The organism is Rhodococcus sp. IEGM 1341, from assembly GCF_030056895.1.
Classification (GTDB): Bacteria; Actinomycetota; Actinomycetes; order Mycobacteriales; family Mycobacteriaceae; genus Rhodococcoides.
Map to the genome: position 1 here is coordinate 1 of NZ_JASHKV010000009.1, position 18,029 is coordinate 18,029.

General features: G+C 65.4%; 17 protein-coding genes and 1 riboswitch. Of the genes, 5 read left to right on the forward strand and 12 right to left on the reverse strand.

Annotated features, from left to right (window positions below):
• Positions 1 to 70: 70 nt before the first annotated feature.
• The 8 genes from QM615_RS17975 to QM615_RS18010 form a co-directional block, all read right to left on the reverse strand.
• Positions 71 to 1,081 (reverse strand): LacI family DNA-binding transcriptional regulator, encoded by a 1,011-nt coding sequence (locus QM615_RS17975; RefSeq protein ID WP_149404960.1) that lies wholly within the window; start codon positions 1,079 to 1,081, stop codon positions 71 to 73.
• Between the two features lie 72 nt (positions 1,082 to 1,153).
• Positions 1,154 to 2,485, reverse strand: a complete 1,332-nt coding sequence (mmsB, locus tag QM615_RS17980) for a multiple monosaccharide ABC transporter permease (protein WP_283347701.1) — start codon at positions 2,483 to 2,485, stop codon at positions 1,154 to 1,156.
• Positions 2,482 to 4,020, reverse strand: coding sequence for a multiple monosaccharide ABC transporter ATP-binding protein (gene mmsA / locus QM615_RS17985; protein WP_149404961.1), 1,539 nt, complete (start codon positions 4,018 to 4,020; stop codon positions 2,482 to 2,484). The genes mmsB and mmsA overlap by 4 nt, the downstream gene beginning before the upstream one ends.
• Positions 4,021 to 4,028: 8 nt before the next feature.
• Positions 4,029 to 5,165 carry a multiple monosaccharide ABC transporter substrate-binding protein gene (gene chvE, locus QM615_RS17990; protein ID WP_149404962.1) on the reverse strand — a complete coding sequence of 379 codons (1,137 nt, stop codon included), beginning with the start codon at positions 5,163 to 5,165 and terminating at the stop codon, positions 4,029 to 4,031.
• Positions 5,166 to 5,374: 209 nt separating this feature from the next.
• Entirely contained in the window at positions 5,375 to 6,178 is an 804-nt protein-coding gene (locus tag QM615_RS17995) for an ABC transporter (RefSeq protein ID WP_283347702.1), read from the reverse strand.
• A 32-nt stretch (positions 6,179 to 6,210) separates the two neighbouring features.
• Positions 6,211 to 6,525 carry a DMT family transporter gene (locus tag QM615_RS18000; protein ID WP_068055819.1) on the reverse strand — a complete coding sequence of 105 codons (315 nt, stop codon included), beginning with the start codon at positions 6,523 to 6,525 and terminating at the stop codon, positions 6,211 to 6,213.
• 11 nt (positions 6,526 to 6,536) lie between these two features.
• A riboswitch (guanidine-III (ykkC-III) riboswitch) is annotated at positions 6,537 to 6,599 on the reverse strand.
• Positions 6,600 to 6,644: 45 nt separating this feature from the next.
• Positions 6,645 to 7,382 (reverse strand): TIGR03943 family putative permease subunit, encoded by a 738-nt coding sequence (locus QM615_RS18005; protein WP_149404963.1) that lies wholly within the window; start codon positions 7,380 to 7,382, stop codon positions 6,645 to 6,647.
• Positions 7,379 to 8,329: a permease gene (locus QM615_RS18010; RefSeq protein ID WP_262498236.1), complete on the reverse strand. Its 951-nt coding sequence runs from the start codon at positions 8,327 to 8,329 to the stop codon at positions 7,379 to 7,381. The genes QM615_RS18005 and QM615_RS18010 overlap by 4 nt, the downstream gene beginning before the upstream one ends.
• Positions 8,330 to 8,530: 201 nt before the next feature.
• On the opposite strand from QM615_RS18010, the gene QM615_RS18015 reads away from it, so the two are divergent.
• Both QM615_RS18015 and QM615_RS18020 read left to right on the forward strand, forming a co-directional pair.
• On the forward strand, positions 8,531 to 9,238 hold the full coding sequence (locus QM615_RS18015) for a response regulator transcription factor (RefSeq protein WP_068055814.1): 708 nt from the start codon (positions 8,531 to 8,533) through the stop codon (positions 9,236 to 9,238).
• Positions 9,235 to 10,650, forward strand: coding sequence for a sensor histidine kinase (locus QM615_RS18020; protein WP_262498237.1), 1,416 nt, complete (start codon positions 9,235 to 9,237; stop codon positions 10,648 to 10,650). The genes QM615_RS18015 and QM615_RS18020 overlap by 4 nt, the downstream gene beginning before the upstream one ends.
• On the opposite strand, the gene QM615_RS18025 is transcribed toward QM615_RS18020, so the two are convergent.
• The 3 genes from QM615_RS18025 to QM615_RS18035 are packed head-to-tail and all read right to left on the reverse strand — an operon-like array spanning position 10,630 to position 13,577.
• Complete coding sequence (locus QM615_RS18025; protein ID WP_188078587.1) at positions 10,630 to 11,733, reverse strand: AbrB family transcriptional regulator; 1,104 nt, start codon at positions 11,731 to 11,733, stop codon at positions 10,630 to 10,632. The two genes, QM615_RS18020 and QM615_RS18025, sit on opposite strands and share 21 nt — an antisense overlap.
• A 14-nt stretch (positions 11,734 to 11,747) precedes the next feature.
• On the reverse strand, positions 11,748 to 12,158 hold the full coding sequence (locus QM615_RS18030) for a universal stress protein (protein WP_068055827.1): 411 nt from the start codon (positions 12,156 to 12,158) through the stop codon (positions 11,748 to 11,750).
• Between the two features lie 33 nt (positions 12,159 to 12,191).
• Positions 12,192 to 13,577 (reverse strand): CitMHS family transporter, encoded by a 1,386-nt coding sequence (locus tag QM615_RS18035; RefSeq protein WP_068055829.1) that lies wholly within the window; start codon positions 13,575 to 13,577, stop codon positions 12,192 to 12,194.
• A 170-nt stretch (positions 13,578 to 13,747) separates the two neighbouring features.
• Between QM615_RS18035 and QM615_RS18040 the strand changes: the two genes are divergently transcribed.
• Together QM615_RS18040 and QM615_RS18045 are read left to right on the forward strand one after the other, a co-directional pair.
• A complete protein-coding gene (locus QM615_RS18040; RefSeq protein ID WP_149404966.1) occupies positions 13,748 to 15,412 on the forward strand; it encodes a sensor histidine kinase in 1,665 nt (554 codons plus the stop codon).
• Positions 15,409 to 16,065 (forward strand): response regulator, encoded by a 657-nt coding sequence (locus QM615_RS18045; protein WP_149404967.1) that lies wholly within the window; start codon positions 15,409 to 15,411, stop codon positions 16,063 to 16,065. Before QM615_RS18040 ends, QM615_RS18045 begins: the two co-directional genes overlap by 4 nt.
• Here QM615_RS18045 and QM615_RS18050 read toward each other — a convergent pair.
• Entirely contained in the window at positions 16,048 to 17,427 is a 1,380-nt protein-coding gene (locus QM615_RS18050) for an MFS transporter (protein WP_149404968.1), read from the reverse strand. The genes QM615_RS18045 and QM615_RS18050 overlap by 18 nt on opposite strands.
• Positions 17,428 to 17,501: 74 nt before the next feature.
• Here QM615_RS18050 and QM615_RS18055 point away from each other — a divergent pair, with 74 nt between their 5' ends.
• Entirely contained in the window at positions 17,502 to 18,026 is a 525-nt protein-coding gene (locus QM615_RS18055) for a winged helix-turn-helix transcriptional regulator (RefSeq protein ID WP_149404969.1), read from the forward strand.
• The last annotated feature ends 3 nt before the right edge of the window (positions 18,027 to 18,029 follow it).

Sequence of the window (18,029 nt, forward strand, 5' to 3'; positions counted from 1 at the left end):
CGCAAACATCCCTAATGATCAGGCCCGTTGCGACCACCGCTCGAATCCGCCCGTAGCAGGCTACGAGGTTCTATGCACGTGGGGTGCCGGTGCTGGATCGGATCACCAGGGTCGGTTCGATGCTCGAACGCCTGGTGCTTCGGTTTCCGGTGTCGATCTGGTCCAGCAGAATTTCGACGCTTCGTACGCCGACGTCGGTGAATTCCTGGCGAATGGTGGTCAGGGGCGGTGAGAAGAATTCCGCGTCGGGAACATCGTCGAAGCCGACCACGCTGACGTCCTGCGGTACTCGCTTTCCGTGGACGTTCAGCGCGCGGAGCACCCCGAGCGCCATGGAGTCGTTGCCTGCGAACACTGCGGTGACGTCGGCGTCGACGGCCAGTTCGCTGCCGGCCCGGAACCCTGATTTCGCGGTCCAGTCGCCGCCGAGGGTGGGCGGCGGTTCGATGCCTGCTTCCTCGTGGGCCATCCGCCATCCGGTGACGCGGTCGCCGGCCTCGTACCACCCCAGCGGTCCGGCAACGTGCCACACGGCGCTGTGTCCGAGCGAGAGCAGGTGACTGGTTGCTGCCTTCGCTCCGGCGATCTGGTCCACCGAGACGACGGCCAGATCACCGGCAGGCGAACCCTCCACGGCGACGAGTGGGAGTTCCCCGGCCAGATCGGCGATGTCGCCGCCGTCGGTTCGTAGAGGCGCGATGACGACGACGCCGTCGACACCCTGCTTCTGCAACCGGCGCACACAGGTGATGATGGCTGCCTCGTCGAACGAGGTGGGGACGCCGACCACCACGGAGTAGCCGGCGTGACGGGCTGCGTACTCGACGCTGTACAGCGTCGACACCGGACCGTAGAGAGCGTTTCCGGTCCCGACGATTCCGATGGTCTTGCTGCGGCCGGTGACCAGAGCGCGGGCAGCAGTGTTCGGTCGATAGCCGAGTTCCGAGATCGCCTGATGCACTTTGGTTCTCGTCGCTTCGGTCACGTTGGGATGACCGTTGATGACGCGGGAGACGGTCTGATGGGACACGCCGGCGAGACGGGCGACATCGGTCATGGCGGGTCCGCGAGTGGGTGTCATCTTCCGAGCCTCCCTTCGTGATCGAAGACAATCACAGCATGCCCGGGCCGGTGGTGCCCGCGACTGTGTGGATTACGTGGGTGTTGTCACCGCGGAACCGGTCGTGGTGGGCGCAGGCTTGCCTGGCTCGGCACCGGAGAACATCTCGGCCGGCACAGGCACTCCCAGATAGCTGCTCGGAGGCGCAGCTTTGTCGCCCTTGTTGCCCTTGCCGCTCGCTGCTCGGCGCTTGGTCCAGATGTCGAATGCCACTGCGGCGAGGAGTACCAGGCCCTTGACCAGCTGAACGCGTTCGCTGGGCGAACCGATGAGCGACATTCCGCTGTTGATCACGGCGATGATGAGTCCGCCGGTGAGCGCACCGACGATGCGGCCGACACCGCCCTGCACCGCTGCGCCACCGATGAAGGCCGCGGCGATAGCGTCGAGCTCGAAGCCGTTGCCTGCAGTGGGACCGGCCTGGTTGAGGCGGCCGGCGAAGATGATTCCGGCGAGGGCGGACAGGACTCCCATGTTGACGAAGATCCAGAAGGTCACCGGCTTGACCTTGATACCGGACAGCGATGCAGCGTGGATGTTTCCGCCGATGGCGTACACGTGCCGACCGAACACCGTCCTGCCTGCCAGCGTGGAATAACCCATCACCAGTACGGCGAGAAGGATCAGCACGTACGGCAGGTTCTTGAAGCGCGCCAGCTGGACGGCGACGGCGAGAACCAGACCGCCGGCCAGAACCATCTTGAGCAGGAACAGGGGCATCGCGTCGACGGCCTGCCCGCACTTCTGCCGACCAGTCCGAGAACGCCACTGCGTGAACACGATTCCGGCAACGGCGAGGATCGCGACGAGCAGGGTGAAGATGTCCGCACCCCCGAGCGGCCCGAGTCCCACGTTGCCCAGGAAGCCGGGGAGGAAGCCGTTGGAGAGAGTGCGCACGGGCCCGGGGAACGGTCCGATGCCCTGGTTCCCGAGCACGATGAGGGTGACCGCGCGGAAGATGAGCATGCCGGCCAGGGTCACGATGAATGCCGGAATGCCGAAGTACGCAACCCAATAGCCCTGCCAGGCTCCGATCAGACCGCCGATGATCAGCGTGATGAGCACCGCAAGAGGCCACGGCACGTTCTGCTGAACCATCAGCACACCCGAGATCGCTCCGGTCGCCGCGACAACCGATCCGACGGACAGGTCGATGTGGCCCGCGATGATGATCACGACCATGCCGATGGCCAGGATGAGGATGTACGAGTTCTGGACCACCATGTTGCTGATGTTCTGCGGGACCAGCAGTTGGCCGCCGGTGAGAACGGTGAACAGCAGGATGATCAACGCGAACGCGATGAAGATCCCGCTCTGGCGGAGGTTTCGCGTGAGCAGCCCCCGTACGGTCGACAGCTGGTTCATCGAAGTACTCCTGTTCCACGGGTCATGAGGTGCATGAGGGATTCCTGTGTCGCGTCCTCGCGAGTCACCTCACCGGTGATCCGGCCTGCGGACAGCGCGTAGATCCGGTCGCACAGTCCGAGCAGTTCCGGTAGCTCGGAGGAGATCACCAGAATTGCCTTGCCTGCGTCGGCGAGATCGTTGATGATCGAATAGATTTCGAACTTCGCGCCGACGTCGATTCCTCGCGTCGGTTCGTCGAGGATGAGCACGTCGGGATCGCTGAAGATCCACTTGCTCAGCACGACTTTCTGCTGATTGCCGCCGGAGAGCTTGCCGACGACGGCAGAGACGTTCGGTGCCTTGATGTTCATGCTCTTCCGGAAGCCTTCGGCCACCTTGTATTCCTGGTTGTCGTCGACGAAGCCACCGGTCACCAGTTTGTCGAGTGCCGCAGTGGAGATGTTGCGTTTGATGTCGTCGATCAGGTTGAGGCCGTAGCGCTTTCGGTCCTCGGTGGCGTACGCGATTCCGTGATGGATGGCGTCGCTTACGGATTTGACGTGTATTTCCTTGCCGTACTTGTACAGTCGCCCCGAGATGTCGATGCCGTAACTGCGTCCGAAGACACTCATGGCCAATTCGGTGCGTCCGGCACCCATCAGCCCGGCCAGGCCGACGATCTCACCACGGCGCAGCGTCAGATTCGCTCCGTCGACGACGGTTCGGCCGTGCTGGGTCGGGCTGTGCACGGTCCAGTCCTCGATACGCAGAACTTCCTCTCCCACAGTGGATTCGTGCGGTGGGAAACGGTGCTCGAGATCGCGGCCGACCATCAGCGAGATGATGCGATCCTCGGTGACCTCGGGGCTGCGCATGTCCAACGTCTCGATGGTGCGGCCGTCGCGAATGATCGTGGTGCGGTCGGCGACGGCCGCGATCTCGTTGAGCTTGTGCGAGATGATCACGCACGTGATTCCCTCGTCTCGCAGACCCCGCAGCAGGTCCAGCAGGTGAGCCGAGTCCGAATCGTTCAGTGCTGCAGTCGGTTCGTCGAGAATCAGCAGCGTGACGTCCTTGGACAACGCCTTGGCGATCTCGACGAGTTGCTGTTTGCCGACCCCGAGATCGTTGACCACGGTGACCGGGTTCTCCCGCAGCCCCACTCGATTCAGTAGGGCTGCGGCCTCGGAATTGGTTCGGTTCCAGTCGATGAACCCGCGCCTGGACCGCTCGTTGCCGAGAAAGATGTTCTCGGCGATGGACAGGTACGGACTCAACGCGAGTTCCTGATGGATGATGACGATGCCCTCGGCCTCGCTGCTCCGGATGTCGGAGAACTCGCAGGCGCGACCGTCGAACACGATCTCGCCGTCGAATGTGTCGTGTGGATACACACCCGACAGCACCTTCATGAGTGTCGACTTTCCGGCGCCGTTCTCACCGCAGATCGCGTGGATTTCGCCGCGATCGACCGAGAGAGTGACATCCTGCAGCGCCTTCACGCCGGGAAACGTCTTGGTGATGCCGCGCATCTCCAAGATCGGGCTCGTCATCTCCGAACTCACTTCAACTGATCCTCGGTGTAGTAGCCGCCTTCGACCAGCAGCTGCTCGTAGTTGCCCTTGTTGACGATCTCGGGCTGCAGCAGGTACGCGGGGACGACCTTCTCGCCGTTGTCGTAGTCCGTCGTGTTGTTCGTCTCCGGCGTCTGACCGTCGAGCATGGACTGAGCCATCGCGATCGTGACCTCGGCCAGTTGCCGGGTGTCCTTGTAGATCGTGGAGTACTGCTCGTCGGCGATGATCGACTTCACCGACGGCACCTCGGCGTCCTGACCGGTGACGATGGGGTAGGGCTGCCCTGCTGTGCCGTAGCCGTTGCTCTTGAGCGCGGAGAGGATTCCGATCGACAGGCCGTCGTACGGCGAGAGCACGCCCTGAACCTGCTGGCCCGAGGAGTACGTCTTGGTGAGCAGGTCCTCCATGCGCTTCTGCGCGGTCGCCGGATCCCAGCGCAGTGTTGCGGCCGTCTCGAAGTCGGATTCGCCGCTGCCGATCTTCAGGGTTCCGTCGTCCAGGTACGGCTGCAGAGTCTCCATCGCGCCGTCGAAGAAGAACGTGGCGTTGTTGTCGTCGGGAGAACCGGCGAAGACCTCGATGTTCAACGGACCGGCTGGGGCGTCGGCCTTGTCGGTGCCGTCCTCGTTCTTCAATCCGAGGCCGACGAGCAGAGACGTGGCCTGGTCGACGCCGACCTTGTAGTTGTCGAACGTCGCGTAGTAGTCGACGTTGGGGGAGTTGCGGATGAGGCGGTCGTACGCGATGACGCCGATGCCGTTGTCCTTGGCTTCCTGCAACTGGGTGGTGATCGCGGTGCCGTCCACCGAGGCCACGATGAGAAGCTTTGCGCCCTGGGTGATCTGGTTCTCGATCTGATTCACCTGGGTGGGAATGTCGTTCTCCGCGTACTGCAGATCGACCTTGTAGCCCTGTCCTTCGAGTGCGCTCTTGAGATTGTCGCCGTCGGCGATCCATCGAGCCGAGGACTTGGTCGGCATCGTCACGCCGATCAGCGCGCCCGCCGTGCTTCCGCCGTCGGCCGGCTGGACGTCCGCCGTCTTGGTGCTCGATCCGCATGCGGTGACCGTGATGGCCAGTGCCACCGCAGCCGCGGCCATGGGTAGATGTCGAAACTTCATCGTTTCTCCCTGCTCGGTGAAATCAGATCTCGAAGTTGGTGGAGAGTGGCATCGTCTGTGCCGCACATCACATCAAGACGAAAGTGTGAGCGATAACATCGGCATTGTCAAAGTTTATTTTCCGCACCCCCGCTCACCAGTGTGAGCGCTAACAACGGGTCACCGCCGCAGCCCCGAGAGTCGAGAATTTCGCCGCAGGGGCCGGGGCGTCAGTGCAACTCGTGAACCGACTGTTTCCCGCTCTTGAGCCAGCGACTCGGGAGTCGGCCGACCAGCTCGCCCAGTGGGTGGACCGCAGCCGAGAGGATCTCCACGGAATCCTGCAGGATGTCGATCGAGATGCTCATCCGCTCGATGTTCGGGGCCACCGACGTCAGTGTCTCCGACAGCTTGACCAGCTGATCGAGCGGTCCGCCCTTGGCTGTCAGTCGCTCGATGGCACCGTCCTCGGCGAGCAGCGTTTCGAGGATGCCCTCATCGGCGATGGCACGCTCGATCAGGCCGTCCTGACGCGTGAGCACCTCGAGCGGGCCGTCCTTGGCCGTCAGTCGTTCGAGCGGTCCGTTGGTGGCGGTGATGCGGTCGAGCAGACCGCCTTCGGCGAGCAGTCGTTCGAGCGGTCCGTCCTCGGCGAGCAGCCGGTCCAAGGGTCCGCCCGGAGCCAGAATTCGCTCGACCGGGCCGCCCGGGGAGAGCAACCGCTCGAGGGTGCCGTCCTCGGAAGTGAGGCGGTCGACGACGCCGCCCTGGGCGAGAAGGCGGTCCAAGGGTCCGCCTTCCTTGAGTGCGTTGCCCAGGGCGCGGTCGTCGGAGGTGAGTTGGCCGAGCTGGGCGAGCAGTTGCATGGTGCCGCCGCGTGGATTGGCGAGCGAGGCGACACCTGCGGTGCCGGATGCACCGGTGGCCAAGGCCATCCTGGTGGTGGCCAACGCGACCTCCGCGACGCCGATCGCCTGCTCGGCGATGGCAATTCCGGCGCGCGCGGGCAGTGTGATCGCTGACACCCAGTTCATCGTTTTACTGTAACTGCTCGTAGCTCGGAAAATCAGTGAAGAACCTTCAGTCCCACGACGCATCCGACGATGCCGACCAGAAGCGCCACCTTGAGCAGTGACGCAGCTTCTTCGCCGGTGATCATGGCGTACGCGACGGTGAGGGTGGCACCGATTCCCACCCAGACGGCGTAGGCGGTACCGGTGGGCAACGACCGCATCGCGACCGCGAGACCGATCATGCTGAGCACCACTGCGACCCCGAAGACGACGGACGGTCCGAGTTTGGTGAAGCCCTCGGACTTACCGAGCGCGGTCGCCCAGATCGCTTCGAGAACGCCGGAGACGACGAGAATGAGCCAAGCCACGAAAATCACTCCTTGCACCGTCTTGTCGCTGTTCGGGTACGGTGCGCTCGTCCGATTGTCGGAAGTGACTTGTACGATCGTACCAATTCGGGTCGGTAGTGGCCATGTGTTTCGGGTTGTCAGTACGCGTACGTGTTCGCGGGCGCGTCGATTCGCTCGACCGTGGAGACGGTCATCGTGGGTGTGAACGCGGTGTCCTCCGTCGCTGTGGCCGCGTCGACGGTCCCCGATATCTGCAGCCAGGTGCCGTCCGAAATGTCGTCGAGAGACGCGCTACCTGCGTCGAGGTGGATGCGAACGGACCTGGCGTCGGCCGCGCAGCAAATGATGAGAATGCGAGCGAGATCGATGCCGTCAGTCGTGCCGTCGGCGCGCGGTGAGCCTCCGTTCGCGGTGGCGACGGCGAATCCGGTGACGCGAATCTCCCGTCCGTCGAGGCTGCCTTCGGTGTCTCTGACCGCGCGTTGTACGACATCGAGCAACGGAACCTCGGGCGCCCGCTCGTCCGGGAGAGGTGGAAACGCTGTCCGCTGACGATCGGCCGCCGAGGTGACGGATCGATCGCCGACCGCGGAGACACCCAGCGCGGGCGGTGCGACGAACAGGATGACCGCGAGCGGGACCAACAGCAGCCAGTACGGACGCGAATCGTGACCGTGCCCGTCGTCGGCCGGCCCCCCGCGGCGGATGTCGGCCACGATCGACGCGGCCGCCAGGAGCACGATCAACACGCCGGCAGTCAGCAGATACGGATGCAGCGACGGTTTGACGTATCGCACAAAGCTGCCGTCCAACGAAATCTTGACCATGGCTCCGCCGAGGAGAAACAGCAGAAGGTTCTGCACCTCGCGCTTCATCGCGCTCCCAGAACGAGGTAGCCGCACACCGAGGCGCACACGACCGCGACGACGAACGTCAGCGGGGCGAAACGTGCGACGAACCCGCGTCCGAAACTGCCCGCCTGCATCGCCATCAGCTTCACGTCGACGGCAGGTCCGACCACCAGGAAGACCAACCGCGGCAGCAGCGGCAGCATCGACATGCTGGCGGCGACGAACGCATCGGCCTCCGAACACAGAGCCAGAATCACCGCAAGTACGGCCATCACCAGGATCGACAGCAGCAACTGCCCGGCGAGATGGGCGAACACCCAGTCCGGAATCACCAGATGCAGCAGCGCGGCGGCCGCAGCACCGAACACGAGAAATGCCCCGGCCTGAAGCAGGTCAGCACGCGCCGACTCGCGGAACGTCTCCCACTTCGAGCGGTCGTGATCGTGTCCGCGAGCGGCCAGCCGCGCGGTGATCCACTCCGCCTTACCGAACCGGGTCCACAGCCAACCCATCACCAGTGCAGTGGCGAGCGAGCCGAGGAACCGCGCGAGAACCATGCCGGGTTCGCCGGGAAAAGCCACCGCGGTCGAGACCAGGACGACCGGGTTGATCGCCGGTGCCGACAGCAGGAATGCGAGGGCGGCCGATGCCGGAACACCCTGATCCATGAGCCGACGGGAGACGGGGACGGCGCCGCACTCACAACCGGGCAGCGCCATTCCGGCCAGTCCCGTCACTCCGACGGCAGCCGTTTCGTTCTTCGGGACCACTCGTCGAAGCACCGTCGGCGAGACGAACGCGGCGATACTTCCGCTGACGAGTACTCCGAGCACCAGGAACGGCGTCGCCTGCACGAAGATCCCGGTGAACACCGTCGCGCCGGTCTTCAGCGCGGGGGACGAGTCGACCCATCGCGCGATATCGGCACCGAAGACGATGCCCAATACGAGCAGAGTTGCGAATACGTGCATGGATGACACGGGAGGCCGAGTCCTGATTCGGCCGTCGGTCTTCGCGTCGAGCATCGCTGCCATCATGCCCCCTGTGGCCGGGCTGTGTTGTCGGTGGCTCGCGGCAACCTCGTTGTCGGTGGCTCACAGTGCACTCGTTGTCGGTGGCTCACAGCAACCTCACAGGGAGAGTCCAGCGAACGAGCAGCATCTCGCGCGAAGATGGACACCGTGAGCGAGACACCCGAGGCCAGAGTCCTGATCGTCGACGACGAACCGACCATCGTCGAACTGCTGTCGGTCAGCCTGAGGTATCAGGGATTCGAGGTGGCGACGGCGTCGTCCGGTCCCGAGGCTCTCGACAAGGCGCGCAACTTCAGGCCCGAGGCTCTCATTCTCGACGTGATGATGCCCGGCATGGACGGGTTCGGTCTGCTGCGTCGACTGCGGGCCGACGGAATCGATGCGCCTGCCCTGTTCCTGACCGCGCGTGACTCGGTGGAAGACAAGGTGACCGGGCTGACCCTCGGTGCGGACGACTACGTCACCAAGCCGTTCTCGCTCGAGGAAGTGGTGGCCCGACTCCGCGTGATCCTGCGCCGGTCGGGCAAGAGCGAGGACGCGCAGCCGTCGCGAGTTGCGTTCGCGGACATCGAACTCGACGACGACACCCACGAGGTGTGGAAGGCAGGCGAGCCGATCTCGCTCTCGCCCACCGAGTTCACGCTGCTGCGGTACTTCATGGTGAACGCGGGAACCGTGTTGAGCAAGCCACGAATCCTCGATCACGTGTGGCACTACGACTTCGGTGGTGAAGTGGGAGTGGTGGAGTCGTATGTGTCGTACCTACGTCGCAAGGTCGATACCGGAGACACTCGCTTGATTCACACGCTGCGAGGCGTCGGCTACGTCATGCGCCAGCCACGGTGACGGCCGTTCGAGGTCGGATTCGGAGCCTGCCGCTGCGTTTCACCTTGGTCGCGGCGTTGCTGCTCCTGGTCGGGTTGGGTCTGCTGGCGTCCGGTGTGGCGGTGACGTCGTCGCTCGAGTCCTCCCTGATGCGTCGCCTGGACAGTCAACTGGTCGAAGCGTCCCAGGGATGGGCGAAACCGGGTGGCGAACGCCCGCCCTTTCCGATCGACGAGCCCAACCCGAACCGGCCGCCGACGAACTTCTTCGTTCGGTCCGTGGCCAACGACGGTACCGTCCGGGGCCCGATCAACGACGTGGCCGAGAGTGTTCCGGACCTCTCCGGTGCGCCGTCGGCAACTCCGAAGACCGTCGGTTCCGAGGGCGACCCGTCGAAGGAGTGGCGGGTCATCACGGTGACCAACAGCGAGGGGTCCACCACCGTCGGCATGTCGCTCAGCGCCAACCAACAGACCGTCAGCCGGCTCGTGGTGCTGCAGTTCTACATCGGTGCCGCCGTGTTGCTGGCCCTGGCCGTGATCGCCTACTTCGTGGTGCGACGCAGTCTGCGACCGTTGCGTGAAGTGGAGACGACGGCCGCGGCCATCGCTGCCGGAGACCTGCATCGCCGGGTTCCCGAGTGGAGTGAGAAGACCGAGGTGGGCCGATTGTCACTAGCCCTCAACGGAATGCTCTCGCAGATTCAGCGGGCATTCGCGGCAACTGCGGCCTCGGAGGAGGCGGCTCGTGCGTCCGAGGATCGGATGCGCCGCTTCGTCGCCGACGCCAGCCACGAACTACGTACCCCGCTGACGACGATCCGCGGGTTCGCCGAGTTGTATCGGCAGGGCGCGATGAGCGACATCTCGTTGCTGATGACGCGTATCGAGGGCGAATCGGCGCGGATGGGCCTGCTCGTCGAAGACCTGCTGATGCTCGCGCGACTCGACGCGCAACGCCCGCTCGACATGCGTCGCGTCGACCTACTGACCATCGCCGCCGATGCCGTGCACGACGCCAAGGCGGTCTCACCCGCGCGGGACATCTCGCTGAAAGTGTTGGCCGGGCCGGGAATACCCGAGGTCAGCGGCGACGACGCTCGCCTGCGGCAGGTACTGGCGAACCTCGTCGGAAACGCGGTGCGGCACACACCCGAATCGGCGTCGATCACCGTCTGCGTCGGGACCTCCCAGTCCTCGGTGCTGCTCGAAGTCCAGGACACCGGCCCCGGTCTGGGCGAGGAAGAGGCGGCGCACGTGTTCGAGCGCTTCTATCGAGCCGACTCCTCCCGGACGCGCGAGAGCGGCGGCAGCGGGCTCGGGCTCTCGATCGTCGCGGCCTTGGTGGCGGCGCACAACGGCACCGTTCGGGTGCAGAGTACCCCCGGTCAGGGTGCGACCTTCCGGGTCGAATTACCCCGCGCCGACGGTTGATTCGCTTGCCGTCCTGGCTTTCTTGCGCTCGGCCAGTTTCGTGTACGCGGCTGCGGCGAGTGGCGCGGCCACGAGCATCGACACCAGTCGGATCACCTGCACACATGCGACGAAGGTGACATCCGACCCCGTGGTCGCCGACACGGCGAGCACAGCCGCCAGGCCGCCGGGTGTGGTCGCGAGGTACCCGGTGAGCATGCTGACCCCGGTGATCGCAGACAGCGCCCAGCCGAACAGCGCGCACACCAACCCGATCGAGAGCACCAGCAGTGCGGCCCACGGGAAGATGCGACCGATGGCCCGCAGGCTCGACACGGTGAAGGCGAGCCCCGCTTGCCATCCGATGACGATGAACGCCACCGGCAGCAGCACCGTGGGTACCGAGATGTCCACGGGCCATCCGAGCAGTTCGCAGGCGCCGGCGACGATCAGCGGTCCGAGCGTCGCCGGCGCGGGCAGTCGGATGAGCCGCGCCAGAACGATTCCGGCGATGACGGCGGCGATCAGAAAGGCCGTGCCGATGTACCAGGGCGTCGTCGCCGTATAGTCCGCGCCTGCTCCGCCGCCGGTGTCGGTGTGGAACGCGAACGTGACGATCAGCGGCATCGTGACCACCACGAGCGCGACGCGCAGGTATTGCACCACGGCCACGATCCGCTCGTCCCCGCCGAGTTCTCGGGCGATGGACACCAGACCCGTTGCGCCACCGGCGATCAGGGACAGTGCTCCGGTGACGGGGTCGACATCGCGATGCAGGGCGAGCAGTGCGCCGCAACCGGCGCTGACGATCAGCGTGCCCGCACCCACGAGAACGGCGGGAATCCAGTTCTCGCCCAACGCGCCGAGAGTGTCGGTGTCGAGCATCAGACCGATGGTGACGGCCAGCGTGCCCTGCGCTGCCATCGACGCCGGGCGCGGTACCGCACCCGGGCCGAGGCCGGTCAGAGCGAACACCACAGCGACGACGAGGGCCGCGAACAACGACGGTGCCGTCAGGCCCAGGGCCGCGAAAAGGGCCCAGCCCCCGACGGATACGGCCGCGAGGCCGATCCATCGGAGGCTGTTCCCCAGTACTCGTCTCATCCGTTTCGGAGCACTCACGCTCCGGACTTGACCAGAAGAACCGGGACCGGAATCTCGAGGAGCAGGCGCTGAATGGTCTGTCCCATCAGGAACTTTCCGACCGCCGAGCGGTGTCGGGAGCCGACCACCAGGATCTCGGACTTCTGCTCTTCGACCAAGGTCAGCAGGGTGTTGACGGCATCGGGATCGGGCCGGCCCACCGCCACGGTCCAGGAGACGGCGTCGGCGTGATCGATATCGGCCAGAGCGGTCTCCACCGACGTGGATACCGCCTGCGTCTCGGCCGCCTCGGCGGAGGGCTCGGCCGATCCGGAGAGTGCGTGCAGGACGACGAGGTCCGTCTCTCGAATGCGGGCTTCTCGCACTGCGGCCGCCAACGCTGCGCGGCCCTCGGGTGAATTGTTGTGCAGTACGCCAACGGTCATGACAGTTTCTCCTACGACGAGTGGGGTGGGGGATCAGCCGAACGGGATCTGGCCGAGGAGGATGCCGACGGCCAGCATCGCGAGGGAGACGACCACAGCTCGCCACAGCACCTTCTTGTGGTGATCGGCCAGCGACACTCCGGCGAGGGTGACCAGCAGCAGGATGGCCGGAACCAGCGGACTCTGCAGGTGGACGGGCTGACCGGTGATCGACGCACGGGCCATCTCGACGGGGTCGATGCCGTACTTGCTCGCGGTCTCGGTCAACACCGGGAGGATGCCGAAGTAGAAGGCGTCGTTGGTCATGAAGAACGTCAGCGGGATGCTCAGGATGCCGGTGATGACGGCCAGGTACGGGCCCATGCCCGCCGGGATGACGTTGAGCAGCCACTCGGCCATGGCCTCGACCATGCCGGTGCCCTGGAAGACGCCGGTGAGAATTGCTGCGGCGAGCACCATGGCGACCACGGAGACGATGGAGGACGAGTGCCGTGCGATCGCGTCGCCCTGTTCCTTGACCTTGGGGAAGTTGACGGTCAGAGCGATCGAGGCAGCGATCATGAACAGCACAGGGATGGGCAGGATGTCCATGACGAGGATGACGAGCAGGATGACCGTCAGAGCAGCGTTGAACCACAGCAACTTCGGGCGCAGCGTGTCGCGATTGGGGTCCAGGCCGTCGAAGAACTGACCCGATTCGCCGGAGTCGTCCGATCCGCCGGTGCCTGATCCGCCGGTTCCCTTGCCGCCCTTGCGGATACTGCCGCCGCCACCGGAGGCCACCAGTTCGGGTTCGTAGATCAACTTGCCGATGCGACGACGCTCCATGATGCCCAGGTGCACGGCGAACAGCAGCACGATGATCAGGCCGACGATCATCGAGGGAACCATCGGAACGAAGACATCGGACGGGGAGATGCCGAGAGCGGATGCGGCGCGCACCGTCGGGCCGCCCCACGGGATGATGTTCATCGTGCCGTTGGCGAGACCGGCGACGACGGTCAGAATGACCGGGCTGACACCGAGTTTGAGGTACAGCGGCAGCAGCGCGGACGTGACGATGATGAACGTGGTGGAGCCGTCACCGTCGAGCGAGACGACCATGGCCAGAATGGCTGTTCCGACAACGAGTTTCATCGGGTCGTTTCGCACGAGGCGCAGGATGCCGCGCACCAGCGGGTCGAACAGTCCGACGTCGATCATGATTCCGAAGAAGATGATCGCGAAGAACAGCAGGGCTGCAGTGGGGGCCAGGGACTTGATGCCGTCGGTGATCATGTCACCGATGCCGAGTCCGGCGCCGGCCAGCAGACCGAAGATGACGGGTACGAGGGTGAGTGCGACGACGGGCGTGGCTCTCTTGGTCAGGATCAAGAACATGAAGGCGGCTACCATGAGGAAGCCGAGTATCACCAACATCGTGCACTCCTTCTCGAAATGTGTGAGGTGGGTCCGGTTGGACTACGTGTTGTGACTGAAGTTACGTAACCGGCATCACATGTTCGCTGTTGTGCGCACTACCCGCGCAAGCAACGAAAAGAGCCTTTTGCGCATTGTGCTCGAGCCCGCTCGGCGCATAGCCTGGTTGGGTGCGATTGAGGACTCAGGTGCTGTTGTTGCAGGCAGCGCTGGTGGCGGTGGCTCTGGCGGTGGCGTTCGGGGTCTTCGCCATCAGCAGTGGCAGCCAGGCGAGCGAGGAATACGGCGAACGTGCACTGGCCGTTGCGCGGACGGTGGCGTCGGACCCGGAGGTGCGTTCGCTCGTCGAGCAGTTCTCTGCCGTGGACACCGCAGGCACCGACGCCGCGCCTGCGGGAGTGTTGGCAGGCGGAGCACTGCAGCGTGCAGCCGAGGGTGCCCGAATGCGCACCGACGCACTGTTCGTCGTCATCACCGACGATCGGGGTCTGCGGTTGGCGCATCCCGATCCGACAGTTCTGGGTCAGCGGGTGAGTACGGATCCGTCGGGGGCGCTGGCGGGCAACGAGGTGGTCGAGCAGGAGCGCGGCACCCTCGGCGACTCCGTGCGCGCGAAAGTGCCTGTGCTGGCTCTCGGTTCGACCGACGTGGTGATCGGTGAAGTGAGCGTGGGAATCTCCACGACGGCCGTGCGCACCGAGTTGGTGAAAGATCTGATCAACGGCGCGTTGGTGACCGGTGCCGTACTGCTGCTCGGGCTGATCGGCTCGACTCTGTTGGCGCGCAGATGGAAACGGCTGACTCTGGGGCTCGAGCCGGAGGAGCTCGCCGAACTGGTCCGGGAACAAGAGGCGGTGTTGCACGGAATCGGTGAGGGTGTCGTCGCCATCGACCCCGATGGAGTCGTCACGGTCGTCAACGACGAGGCGCGCACCCTGCTCTCGATCGACGGTAAGCCGGGGATGCGCATCGAGGACATCGGTCTGACCCCGAGGCTGCTCGAGGTCATCGAATCGCCGACGTCCGAGCCGGTTCTCGCGGCCGTGAACGAGGTCGTGGTCATTGCGGCCGCCCGAAAAGTACTGCGAGACAATCGTGATCTGGGTACGGTGCTGACCGTGCGCGACCGAACCGACGTGGAGACGCTGACGCGTCAGCTCGACGCGGTGCAGTCGATGTCCGCTGTGCTGCGCGCGCAGCGTCACGAGTTCGCGAATCGGATGCATCTGGTCAGTGGACTGCTGCACGAGGGTCACCCGGATCGGGCGTCGCAGTACATCGACGAGATCCTCGGTGTCGGACCGAGATCGGAATCCATCGAGGGCATCGACGCCGTGTCCGACGCCTATCTGCGGTCGTTTCTGACGGCGAAGGCCGCGCATGCGAGGGAGAGCGGAGTGCGGTTGGTGTTGGGCGAGAACACCTGGGTCGGCGGCGAAGTGGCCGTCCCCGTCGACGTGACCACGGTGCTGGGCAATCTCGTCGACAATGCGATCGATGCTGCCAGGCTGGGAGTCAGGCGGCCGGCCGAGGTGGAAGTGGAACTGGTGCAGGATGGTTCGACGTTGCACATCGTGGTTCTCGATTCCGGAGACGGGGTGGACCTGGCACCCGAGCAGGTGTTCGTCGAGGGAGTCTCGACCAAGTCGACCGAAGAATCGCCGGGCGGTCGGGGAGTGGGCCTGGCGCTGAGTCGGCAGATCGCGCGCACCCGCGGTGGCGACGTGACGCTGGCCGATGCCGGTGGGCAGATCACCGAGGAGAACGAACGAGGAGGCGCGGTGTTCATCGCGTCGATACCGGACGCGCTACAGGCAGATGAGGTCTCGCAATGAGAGTGCTGGTCGTGGACGACGATTTCCGGGTTGCGGATCTGCATGCGGCACTGGTGAATTCACTCGACAACTACGAGGTCGCCGCAGTCGCGACGAGTGTCGCTCAGGCTCGGGAGTTGGCGTCGTCGCAGTCGTTCGATCTGGCGCTGGTGGACGTCTATCTGCCCGACGGATCGGGAATCGACCTGGTGCGCGAACTCGCCTGCGACGCAGTGGTGCTCTCGGCAGCAGCCGATCAACAGACGGTGCGCGCGGCCATGACCGCGGGTGCCTGGACGTATCTGATCAAGCCGTTTCCGCGATCGGCGTTGATCGACCGCCTCACCGGGTATCTGACGTACCGGACTGCACTGGACCGTTCGGAGGAGCTGACCCAGGCCGACATCGACGGCGGACTCGACGCGCTGCGCCCGCGCGCGGCCGCGCCGCTGCCGTCCTCGCAGTCCGTGACCCGTGACCTGGTGCTCGACGCGGTGCGCACGACGGCCGACCCGATGTCCGCGGGCGAAGTTGCTGCAGCCATCGGCATTTCACGCGCGACAGCGCAACGCTATCTGGCGACCCTGGTGTCCAAGGGCCGGTTGCGCATGCAGCTGCGGTACGGATCGACAGGGAGGCCGGAGCAGGAATACTCGCTAGCGCCCGGCGCGTGAGAACGACACCACCACGGCCCCGAGAACCGAGATCGCAGCGGTGACCAAAGCTGCGGTGTTCCAGCCCTGCACCAGTCCGCCGGCTCCACTCCCGGCCGGAACGGCAACCACCGCAACGACGGTGACCCCGATAGCGGACCCGACGTAGCGCGCAGTGTTGTTGGCACCACTGCCCATGCCGCCGCGTCCGGCGGGAACGCTGGCCACCGCCTCGCGGCCGAGCGCAGCGTTGAGTACGCCGCTGGCGACGCCGGCCACGAGCAGGCCGGGAAGCAACCGCGGCCAGGAGGCGTTCTCGGACAACCCCGTCAGCATCAGCATGCCGATCGCGACGCCCACCAGCCCGACGGCGAGTTGCGTTCGACCGCTCAGCGACGCGGGCAGCCTGCGGGCCAGCAAGGCGGTGACCACGGACGTGGCCGACCAACCGAACAGCAGCAGGGCGGCACCGAGCGCATCGATTCCCAGTACGGTTCCGAGGAATCCGGGCATGTACGACATCAGGGCGATGATGCCGCCGCCGGTGGCCAGCGCGGCGACGGTGGCGGCCAGAAACGGCGGGTGTCGGAAGAGGGTGAGATCGAGCATCGCAGCGGCACTGCGCAATTCGAGGACCACGAACGCACACAGCAACAGGGCCGCCAGTACGAACAAGATGATCGGGGCCATGGCTGTCCAGCCCTGCCTGCCCTCGACCAAGGCGGCCAACAACGCGGCGATGCCCGTCGCCAACAGCAACGCGCCGACCGGATCGAGGCCGCGGGGGGCGTCGGACCTGGATTCTTCGACGAGCACATGCGCGGCGACGGCCAGTGCGAGCGTGGCGATCGCCAGCACCACGTAGGCCGTACGCCAACTCGCCGAGCGATCCAGTATGGCGGCGAGCAGAGGGCCGAGAGCGATGCCTGCACCCACGCTCGCACCCCAGACCCCGCTGGCCTTCGCGCGCACCGGACCGGCCGGGTGGGTGTGGGCGATGATGCCCAGGCTCGAGGCGACGACGGCCGCGCCGCCGAGGCCCTGCAGGATGCGGGCGAGAACGAAGATCAGCGTGTTGGGGGCGAGCGCGCAGACGATTGCGCCGACGGCCAGGACCACCGCGCCGAGAGCGAACGTGCGGCGACGTCCGAAGTCGTCGGCGACCGTACCGGTGGTGAGCAACGCCGCGGCGAGGCCGATGCTCATGGAGCTGAGAATCCAGGTGCGTCCTGCGGCGTCGGACATCAGATCGGCTGCGGTGCTGTTGATGGTCGCGAGCGGTGCGGTGAACGCCATCAGGGTCAGCAGGGTGCCGAGCGCTGCGATGGCGAGCGCGCGGGCGCTGTTCGCGGTGCCGGTGGGCGAGGGTGCAGTATCGGTCATCGTCGTCCTTGTGGTCTGGTGATCGAACTGTAAACGCCCGACTTGGTTCGGTCAACAGACTGTACTATCGCCCCATGGCACTCGGAATCGACTACGCCCGCCAGGACTGCTCCCTGGCCCGTGCCCTCGAACTCGTCGGTGAGCGATGGACCTTGCTCATCGTGCGCGACTGCTTCTTCGGCGTCCGACGCTTCGGTGATTTCCAGGTCCACCTCGACATCTCCAAAGCAGTCCTCGCACAACGACTCGGCGCGCTGGTCGACGCCGGGCTGCTCGAACGACACGCTCGCTCATCGGCGGGTGGACGCGAGCACTACGTTCCGACCGCCGCCCTCGAAGGGCTGTGGCCTGCGGTGTTCGCCCTGAGCTACTGGGGTGAGGAACAGACCGCGAAACCCGCAGGGAAGCGTCGACGATTCATCCACGCGGACTGCGGAACCGACCTCGGGCCACTGGGGTTGTGCCCCGAATGCGGCGTTGCGCCGGGGCCGCACGACATCGACACCGACATCGGCCCCGGCTACGACCCCGACACCCGATCGGACGAGGTCTCGATGCAGCTTCGGACGCGTCGTCGGCTGTTGACGCCGCTGCGTTGAGCG